Origin of the sequence: Nocardia caishijiensis NBRC 108228 (assembly GCF_001612825.1) — a bacterium.
In the GTDB taxonomy this organism is placed as follows: domain Bacteria; phylum Actinomycetota; class Actinomycetes; order Mycobacteriales; family Mycobacteriaceae; genus Nocardia; species Nocardia caishijiensis.
Window position 1 is genome coordinate 1 of the sequence record NZ_BDBE01000014.1, and the last position, 7,675, is coordinate 7,675.

9 protein-coding genes are annotated in these 7,675 nt (G+C 69.3%); 4 read left to right on the forward strand and 5 right to left on the reverse strand.

Annotation, left to right across the window (positions count from 1 at the left end; translation table 11 throughout):
- Positions 1-317: 317 nt before the first annotated feature.
- Entirely contained in the window at positions 318-1,160 is an 843-nt protein-coding gene (locus NC7_RS03845) for a hypothetical protein (RefSeq protein ID WP_236573135.1), read from the forward strand.
- Between the two features lie 106 nt (positions 1,161-1,266).
- Positions 1,267-1,560, forward strand: coding sequence for a hypothetical protein (locus NC7_RS03850; RefSeq protein WP_067978851.1), 294 nt, complete (start codon positions 1,267-1,269; stop codon positions 1,558-1,560).
- A 58-nt stretch (positions 1,561-1,618) separates the two neighbouring features.
- Here the strand turns inward: NC7_RS03850 and NC7_RS03855 are convergent, their stop codons facing one another.
- The 3 genes from NC7_RS03855 to NC7_RS03865 form a co-directional block, all read right to left on the reverse strand.
- On the reverse strand, positions 1,619-2,437 hold the full coding sequence (locus NC7_RS03855; protein WP_067978854.1) for an alpha/beta fold hydrolase: 819 nt from the start codon (positions 2,435-2,437) through the stop codon (positions 1,619-1,621).
- A gap of 124 nt (positions 2,438-2,561) precedes the next feature.
- Positions 2,562-3,134 (reverse strand): methylated-DNA--[protein]-cysteine S-methyltransferase, encoded by a 573-nt coding sequence (locus NC7_RS03860; protein ID WP_067978856.1) that lies wholly within the window; start codon positions 3,132-3,134, stop codon positions 2,562-2,564.
- Between the two features lie 49 nt (positions 3,135-3,183).
- On the reverse strand, positions 3,184-3,444 hold the full coding sequence (locus tag NC7_RS03865; RefSeq protein ID WP_067978860.1) for a hypothetical protein: 261 nt from the start codon (positions 3,442-3,444) through the stop codon (positions 3,184-3,186).
- Between the two features lie 61 nt (positions 3,445-3,505).
- Between NC7_RS03865 and yczR the strand changes: the two genes are divergently transcribed.
- Complete coding sequence (yczR, locus tag NC7_RS03870) at positions 3,506-5,002, forward strand: MocR-like transcription factor YczR (RefSeq protein WP_067978863.1); 1,497 nt, start codon at positions 3,506-3,508, stop codon at positions 5,000-5,002.
- Here yczR and NC7_RS03875 read toward each other — a convergent pair.
- On the reverse strand, positions 4,996-6,084 hold the full coding sequence (locus tag NC7_RS03875; protein WP_067978871.1) for a CaiB/BaiF CoA transferase family protein: 1,089 nt from the start codon (positions 6,082-6,084) through the stop codon (positions 4,996-4,998). The two genes, yczR and NC7_RS03875, sit on opposite strands and share 7 nt — an antisense overlap.
- A gap of 126 nt (positions 6,085-6,210) precedes the next feature.
- Here NC7_RS03875 and NC7_RS03880 point away from each other — a divergent pair, with 126 nt between their 5' ends.
- Positions 6,211-6,693, forward strand: coding sequence for a DUF456 domain-containing protein (locus NC7_RS03880; protein WP_067978875.1), 483 nt, complete (start codon positions 6,211-6,213; stop codon positions 6,691-6,693).
- Positions 6,694-6,719: 26 nt separating this feature from the next.
- Here NC7_RS03880 and NC7_RS03885 read toward each other — a convergent pair whose 3' ends face one another.
- Positions 6,720-7,580 (reverse strand): amidohydrolase family protein, encoded by an 861-nt coding sequence (locus tag NC7_RS03885; protein ID WP_067978877.1) that lies wholly within the window; start codon positions 7,578-7,580, stop codon positions 6,720-6,722.
- Positions 7,581-7,675 lie beyond the last annotated feature (95 nt).

The window sequence follows — 7,675 nt, forward strand, 5'->3', positions numbered from 1 at the left end:
GGTGGCGGACTCGGGTGGTGTCACGTGGGCTGGGAGTGCGGTAGGTGGTGGGCTCGGGTGGTGCCATGTGGGCTGGGAGTTGGTTCGGAAGTGGCTGGGTGGGTAGGTGTGCGCCTTCTCGGGCCGTGCGCGTTGAAGGGTAGGGCGCGCGGGCGTGTGGCGGAGTGCGGTTATGTGGGGTAGCTATCGATTTGAGCATCCCTGCGGCTAACGTTATGGTCGCTGCGGCACGCGGGGACGTGTCGCTTCTTCTAGCTTGTGAGTGGGTGTTCGGCGTGGTGCGTCGGTGTGATGGTGTGTGGGAATCGGCGGGGCGGATGTCTGCTCGGGCGGTCGCGGGCGTGTTGCCGATGGCGATCGCGGTGGCCTGTGCGAGTGTCGCGCTCGCTGTGCCGCAGCCGGGCGTGACCGATGAGGTGCCGGTGCAGCCGGGGGTGAACACACCTGCCGACGAAGGACGGTCCGATCTCGGCGCCTTCGACGGGCAGGATTCGCTCGCCCACCTGGCCCCCGAACCGCAGGAAACGCGGCCGGTGCCCGAGTACACCACGCCGCCGCCGCCCGTGGTGATCGAGGAACTGCACCTCCCGGAGCCGGTCGAGCCTGTCGCCCCGATCGCTCCGCCCGCTCGTACCCTGCGCGTCGGCGACTTCACCACCCCGGCCCCGGACGAACTTCCGGCCGAGATCCTCGACGGTGTGAACACCGCCGCCGCCGACGTTGAAGCGGCCATCGCCACCCAGGGTCGGTCCATCGGTATCAACCCCAGCCGGTCCGACAAGATCGCCGCCGCGACGGTCGGTGGGGCGCTGGCGGGCGCCGCCCTCGTTGGTGTCCCGGCGGCCGCCGTCGGCGCGGTCGGTGGTGGGCTCGCCGGTGCCGCTGTCGGCGCGGGTGCGGGCTTCGTGGTCGGCGCTGTCACCACCGGCACCGCAGGCGCGATCATCGCCGCCGCGTCGGCGGTCCCCACCGGAGGCATCGGCGCCGTGGTCGCGCTCGGCACGGCTGCTGCCGCCACCGCCGCGTCCACCGGTGCGGGCGCAGCGATCGGGGCGGGCGTCGGCGCGGCCGCGGGCGCCGCAGTTCTCGGCATTCCCGCCGCGGCCGCCGGTGCGGTCGCGGGCGGCATCGCGGGCAGCAGCTACGGCGCCACCATCTGACACACCATCGGCGGAGGACTGTGGCCAGGTGTCCGTTCTCCGGCGCACCTGTGGTGCTCGCCGCTGGCGGGAGTAGCGTCGGGAATGGTTCGGATGGAGGTGGCTGATGGTGCGCACGATGATGGTGGCGGGGGTGCTCGCGGTGGGTGTGCTCACCGGGTGTTCGACGCCTGAGGCGCCCGCACCGGCGCCGAGCGCGTCACCGGTGCTGTCAACCACCGCCCTGCCACCCGCCGAGACCCTCGCCCCGTCCCAGCAGCGCAACCAGCGCATCCGAGGAATGCTGTATACGGCCGGGTGCGTCAGCAACGCCTGCGTACAGACCTACTTCGCCTGCATGGACGGCTATCTGGCAGGCGACCCGTGCCAGTTCTTCCGGGACCACCCACCGCCGTCCTGACGCGCGGGGGTGAGTGTCGACAAGGCGGCGATCGTGGTGTCGGCTACCGGCGACGAGATCACTGTGCGCGTGTGAGGAATTCGCCGATGGCCGGGGCGAGCACCGAGATCTTCGGGTTGTGGCTCACGCCGGGGAGCTCGGCGAACTCGGCGTTCGGCACCACCTCGGCGGCGGCCTTCGCGCCCTTGGTGAGCAGGGGTGCGGTGCGTTCGCCCGCGAGGACGAGGACCGGAACGGAGATGCCGCCCCATTCGGCGGCGTCGAGCTTGTGCCCACGCATGTAGGGCTTCATCACGGCCCAGTCGTGCGCGGTCGAATTCGACGTGGCCGCAAGCTGTTTCCAGAACGGCGTCACCCGCATCACGGCCACCATCAGCGCGGGCATCCCCATCGCCTTGGTCATGTAGTAGCGAACGGTCTTGTCGCGCTTGCGGTCCGCGATCAACGAGTGCAGCTTGGTTTCCAGATCCTTCGGCGGCACATGATGTTTCGCGTCGACCACGAACGGCGGCTCGAACGCGACCACCTCGGTGACACCGGGGATCTCCCGCGCCGCGAGCAGGGCGAGGGCCGCGCCCGACGACCATCCGAACAGCGCCGCCTTCCCGCCCGCCGCCTCGACGAGCGCGGCGATGTCGGCGATCTCGTTCGCCACGTCGTACACGCCGGGGGAGTCGGTGCTGTCACCGCGTCCGCGCCGGTCGTAGTTGAGTACCGTCAGGTCGTAGCCGTCGGCCAGCGTCTCGGCGAGTTCGGTCATGGTCTTGAATTCGCGGAAACTGAAGGCGCCACCGATCAGGACGACCGTCCCCGCGGTCCCGTCGCCGACCCGGTCGTAGGCGATCGTGGTGCCGTCGGCCGACGTCACAGTCTGCATGGTGTTTCCTCTCGATAGCTGACCACCGCAGTGCGACGGTACGCGACGCCCCACCTGCGGCCTCGCACCGCCGGTCGGGGTGTTCTCGTCGGTTCAGACGACCCGAACCGAGGGAATTCATCGCTCAGAAAAGCATCGGTTCGCCGAATCCGGGCGTGCGCTCGATCTCGAGCAGTCGCGCCTTGGTGCCGATCCCACCGGGCGCGGAGAAGCCGTGCAGCGCGTGGTCGGCGGCGAGCACCCGGTGGCAGGGGATGATGAGCGGAATCGGGTTGCGCCCCAACGCTTGTCCCACGGCCTGGGCCGATCCGGGCGCACCGATCCTGGTGGCGATGTCGCCGTAGCTGAGTGTGTGGCCGGGGTCGATGTCGCGGGTCACCGCGTAGACGGCGCGGTGGAATTCGGGCACACCGGGCAGATCCACGTCGATCCAGCGCAGCGCGTCGACCGTGCCTGCCAGGTGCGCCCGGACCCCGGCGATGGCCGCGACGATCGCGGGCCCCGGCTCGCCTTCGGCCACGGGCTGCCCGCCGAAGGGTCGGGTGATGCGAGCCAACGTCTGCTCCTCGCTGGCCTCGGGCAGTTGGAACCGGACGACGGTGTCGTCGCGCCAGGCGACGGCGCACAGCCCGATGGCGGTGTCGAAGAGGGCCGCGACCACGGAGTCGGTCCGCGTCGAGTCAGCTCCGGAACTCATGAGCACAGTGTGCGCCGCCCCGGTGACAGGTTTCGTCCCGGCCCGCCGCTCAGGCGGCGAGACGGCCACGCTGCGGTGCCGGGGCCAGTCCAGTTTTCGGCGACTGGACTGGTGGTTCGGAATTGTCCAGTCCTCGGCTGCGGATGGCTTCGAGATCCCGATATTGCCGCTGCTGGTCGTAGGTGCCGAATGCCCGGTCATGTGGTGATTCCTGGAACGGCCAGAACGGAAGTTCGCCCTCTTTGGGGGCGAAATGGTAGACGGCCCAGCCGACGGCGAGGGCGGTGGCGAGAGCGAGGAAAGTGGTCATGTCCTCAGAATCGACCTACTGGCCTTGTCAATAAATATCCACTTACGGAATACTGGACTTTATGGCGACAAGAGTGATCGGCGCGGCCGGATTGGCCCGCGACCTGGGTCGGTGGCGCGACCCCGAGACCGACGGCGACGAGCGTCGCCCCCACCGGCCCGCGTACCTGGCGCTGGCCGAGGCCATCCGGCTGCTGATCCACGACGGACGGGCCCCGCTCGGTGTCGCGCTCCCGAGCGAGCGCGATCTGGCGGCCACTCTCGGCGTCAGCCGCACCACCATCACCTCCACCTACTCGCTGCTGCGCGAGCACGGCTACCTCATCAGCAGGCAGGGTTCGCGCAGCACGGTCGCGCTGCCGCCGAGCATCCAGCACGACGGCGCCCGTCCCGCCCGCGGCATCATGGCCCTGATGGCACAGCCGGAACTGCCGACCATCGACATGACCTACGCCGCCATGTCCGCACCGCCGGAGCTACACGACGCGTATTCGGTCGCACTGCAAGGGATTCCGGCCTACCTCGGCACGCACGGCATGGACCCCGTCGGTGTGCTCGCGCTGCGCGAGGCGCTGGCCCGCCGCTACACCGCGCGCGGCCTGCCAACCGAACCCGACCAGATCCTGGTGACTCTCGGTGCGCAACACGGACTCCGGCTGCTGCTCAACGTGCTCACCTCACCGGCGGCCCGCGTCCTGATCGACCACCCGTCCTACCCGAACGCGATCGAGGCGATCCGCGATGTCGGCGCACGTCCGATCCCGGTCCCGCTGCGTCCCGAATTCCCCCGTGCCGGTTGGGATCTCGAAGGGTTGCGCAGCACCGCACGGCAGACGGCGGCCACCCTGGCCTACCTCGTCCCCGACTTCAACAACCCCACCGGCCTGCTGCTCGACGCCGACGGCCGCGCCGAACTGGCCGCCATCGCCCGCGACACGAGAATGACCATCGTCGTCGACGAGTCGATGCGCGACCTGAACCTCTCCGACGACGAAATGCCCCCGCCCGTAGCGGCTTTCGCGAAGGGATCGGAGATCATCACGATCGGTTCGGCGTCCAAGTCGTTCTGGGGCGGTCTGCGCGTGGGCTGGGTGCGCACCAATCAGGCGCTCATCACCAAGCTGCTCGGCATCCGCGCCACCGTCGACCTCGGCACCCCGGTCATGGATCAGCTGGCCACCGTCCACCTGCTGGAGAACGCCGAACCCATCCTCGACCGGCGCCGCGCCCAGCTCCGCGCTCAGCGCGCCACCCTGCTCGAGGCCGTGGCCGAGGAACTGCCCGACTGGCACATCGCGCCGGGCGCGGGCGGCATGTCGGTGTGGGCGCAGCTGCCGAGCCCGGTGTCGACCGCGCTGGCCGCCACCGCGCCCAACCACGGCGTCTTGCTCGCCGCTGGACCACGTTTCGGCGTGCAGGGCGCGTTCGAACGGTTCATCCGACTGCCGTTCACGCACCCCGAAGCCGACCTGCGGCTGGCCGTGAAGTCGGTGGCCGCCGCCTACACCGCGCTCACGCCGCGTGCCGCCGACCCACTCCAGCCGCTCACCTGCTACTGAGCCCAGACGTCCTCGATCGGCGTCGCCGCGCTCGGCGGCGGCGTCGGGGTGCCGCCCTGGGTGCGGGAGAAGCGCGGCGCGGGCGCGTGCTGCACCACGTCCTCGATCTCGACCAGGCCGCCGCGGGCGGCGATGTGCTCGTTCGCGGTGGCCTCGGTGAAGGTGAGCACCGGCGTGGTGCAGGCGTCGGTGCCCTCGAAGATCGCGGTCCACTCGTCGCGGGTCTTGGACTTGAACTTCTCGGTGAACAGCTTGCGCAACTGCTCCTGGCCGTCCGGGTCGAGCTGCTGCGGCAGGCCCTCCGGGTCGACCCCGAGCCCGGCCAGCAGCTGCTCGTAGAACTGCGGCTCGATCGCGCCGACCGCCATGTACTTGCCGTCGGCGGTCTCGTAGGTGTCGTAGAACGCCATGCCGGTATCGAGCAGGTTCTCGCCGCGTTCGTCGGACCACAGGCCCACGCCGCGCATACCCCACACGAAGTGCGAAAGGGCGAGTGCGCCATCGACCATCGCCGCGTCGATCACCTGGCCCTTGCCCGAGGTCGCACGCTCGACCAGTGCGGCGAGCACGCCGGTCACCAGGAACATCGAGCCGCCACCGAAGTCGCCGACCATGTTCAGCGGCGGCACCGGCCGCTCACCCTTGCGCCCGATGGCGTTGAGCACGCCGGTGAGCGAGATGTAGTTGATGTCGTGGCCCGCGCGCTCGGCCATCGGCCCGTACTGGCCCCAGCCGGTCATCCGGCCGTAGATCAGGCGCGGGTTGCGTGCCAGCGCGTCGTCGGGGCCCAGGCCCATCCGCTCGGTGACGCCGGGGCGGAACCCCTCGAGCAGTACGTCGGCCTTCTCGACCAGGTCGAGCACCTTGGCGACGTCGTCGGGGTTCTTGAGGTCGGCCTCGACGATGGTGCGGCCACGCCACTGCGGGCGCTCGATGAAGCCGGGCAGCTGCCTCGGCCGCTGCACCCGCACCACGTCGGCGCCGAGATCGGCCAGTAGCAGGGCGGCGTGCGGGCCGGGGCCGATACCGGCCAGCTCGATGACCTTGATGCCCGCGAGGGGGCCCTGACCGGTGGTGCTCACGTGGTGACCTCATTCGTCGACGAACGGTATTGACAATCCGACAATAGCGTCGGGGTGGCGGCACCGGTAGACCATGCGCGAGAATTCGCCCGGCGCGACTCGGCGCGATATGGGAGGAACCCGGCAGTGAGCGTATGGGGTGAGGTCCTCGTCGGCCTCGTCATTCTGATCGGCATCATCGGCGTGATCGTGCCCATCCTGCCCGGGGTGATCCTGATCTTCGGGGCCGTGGCGGTGTGGGCGTTCCTCACCGGCGGCGCGGGGGCGTGGACGGTGTTCGCCATCGCCTCGGTGGCCCTGGTGCTGTCCGGGATCGTCAAGTACACCTGGCCGGGACGACGGATGCGGGAAGCGGGCGTGTCGAACCGGGCGTTGCTCGTCGGTGGCGTGTTCGGGATCGTCGGGTTCTTCGTGATCCCGGTGGTCGGGTTGTTCGTCGGGTTCGTGCTCGGGGTGTACGTGGCCGAGTTGCATCGGTTGAAGACGCATGAATCCGCGTGGCCCGCGACGGTGCACGCGGTCAAGGGAGTGGGACTGTCCATGCTTGTGGAGCTGTTCGGTGCGTTGGTGGCAGCAGGGGTGTGGCTCGGCGGAGCTGTGTTCGTCTGAGTGGCGCCGTCTCGTACGGGAGCAGCTCAGGGGCTTTCGATGACCGGGAGCGGGCGGGTTCGGTCCTCGGGTGCGCTCGGGAGTATCGGGCGCGGGAGGGGCAAGGTCGGGTTGTCGTGGGCGGTGAGCGGATCCGGGGCTGGTCTGCTCCGCGGGGGGAGGCGGTAGCACTCGCGGGCGTTGTCCTCCAGGACGGCGTGCATGTCGGTGCCGACGACCTGGCAGATCAGATCGATGTCGGTGTCCTCGAACGGACGACCCGCGCGGGTGCCTGGCAGGTCGGAGCCGAACATCAGGGCACGGGGATTCACGGTGTGGATGCGGCGCAGGGTTTCGGCGACATCCATGTCCACGCGGCCGAAGCCAGTGGCCTTCACCTTGGCACCGCGATCGACCAGATCGAGCAGGTACGGCAGGCCCTCGGCGGACATGCCGAGATGGTCGATGGACAGGGCGGGCAGTTTGGAGATCACCGGCTGCAACGACGCGAGCATCTGGCCGTCGATGTAGAGCTCCACATGCCATCCGGCCAGCTCGTGGGCGCGCAGAGCCTGCACGGTCATCTGGGTGATGTCGGCGGCGGCGCGTTTGAGATTGAAGCGGATCGCGCGGACGCCCGCTCGGTCGAGATCGAGGATCTCCTCGTCCCCGGCGTCCAGATCCAGTCGGGTGACGCCGACCCACTCGGGGCCGAGTTCGGCCAGGGCGGCCTTCAGATACGACTGGTCGGTGCCCTGGAATGATGCGCTGACCACAGCTCCGCCGTGAACATCGAAGTGTGCCATGCGGTTTCGATAATCGGGGATCGTATAGGGCTCGGGCAGGTAGCCCTCGTTCTCGATCAGCGGGAACCGCGGATCGATGATGTGAACATGCGCGTCGAACACTGATACAGGATGCCTCATCTTTGGGGTGTGGGCTTCAGTGAGTGGGTTGCGGGGGTGAGAGTGATGCGCCCATAGAGGTATTGGGCTGTGTTTTT

Excerpts from the sequence above, each read along its gene's own strand:
- NC7_RS03865 (WP_067978860.1), bottom strand. The coding sequence starts at position 3,444 with ATGACCACTTTCCTCGCTCTCGCCACCGCCCTCGCCGTCGGCTGGGCC.
- NC7_RS03845 (WP_236573135.1), top strand. The coding sequence starts at position 318 with ATGTCTGCTCGGGCGGTCGCGGGCGTGTTGCCGATGGCGATCGCGGTG.
- NC7_RS03855 (WP_067978854.1), bottom strand. The coding sequence starts at position 2,437 with ATGCAGACTGTGACGTCGGCCGACGGCACCACGATCGCCTACGACCGG.
- NC7_RS03850 (WP_067978851.1), top strand. The coding sequence starts at position 1,267 with ATGGTGCGCACGATGATGGTGGCGGGGGTGCTCGCGGTGGGTGTGCTC.
- NC7_RS03860 (WP_067978856.1), bottom strand. The coding sequence starts at position 3,134 with ATGAGTTCCGGAGCTGACTCGACGCGGACCGACTCCGTGGTCGCGGCC.
- yczR (WP_067978863.1), top strand. The coding sequence starts at position 3,506 with ATGGCGACAAGAGTGATCGGCGCGGCCGGATTGGCCCGCGACCTGGGT.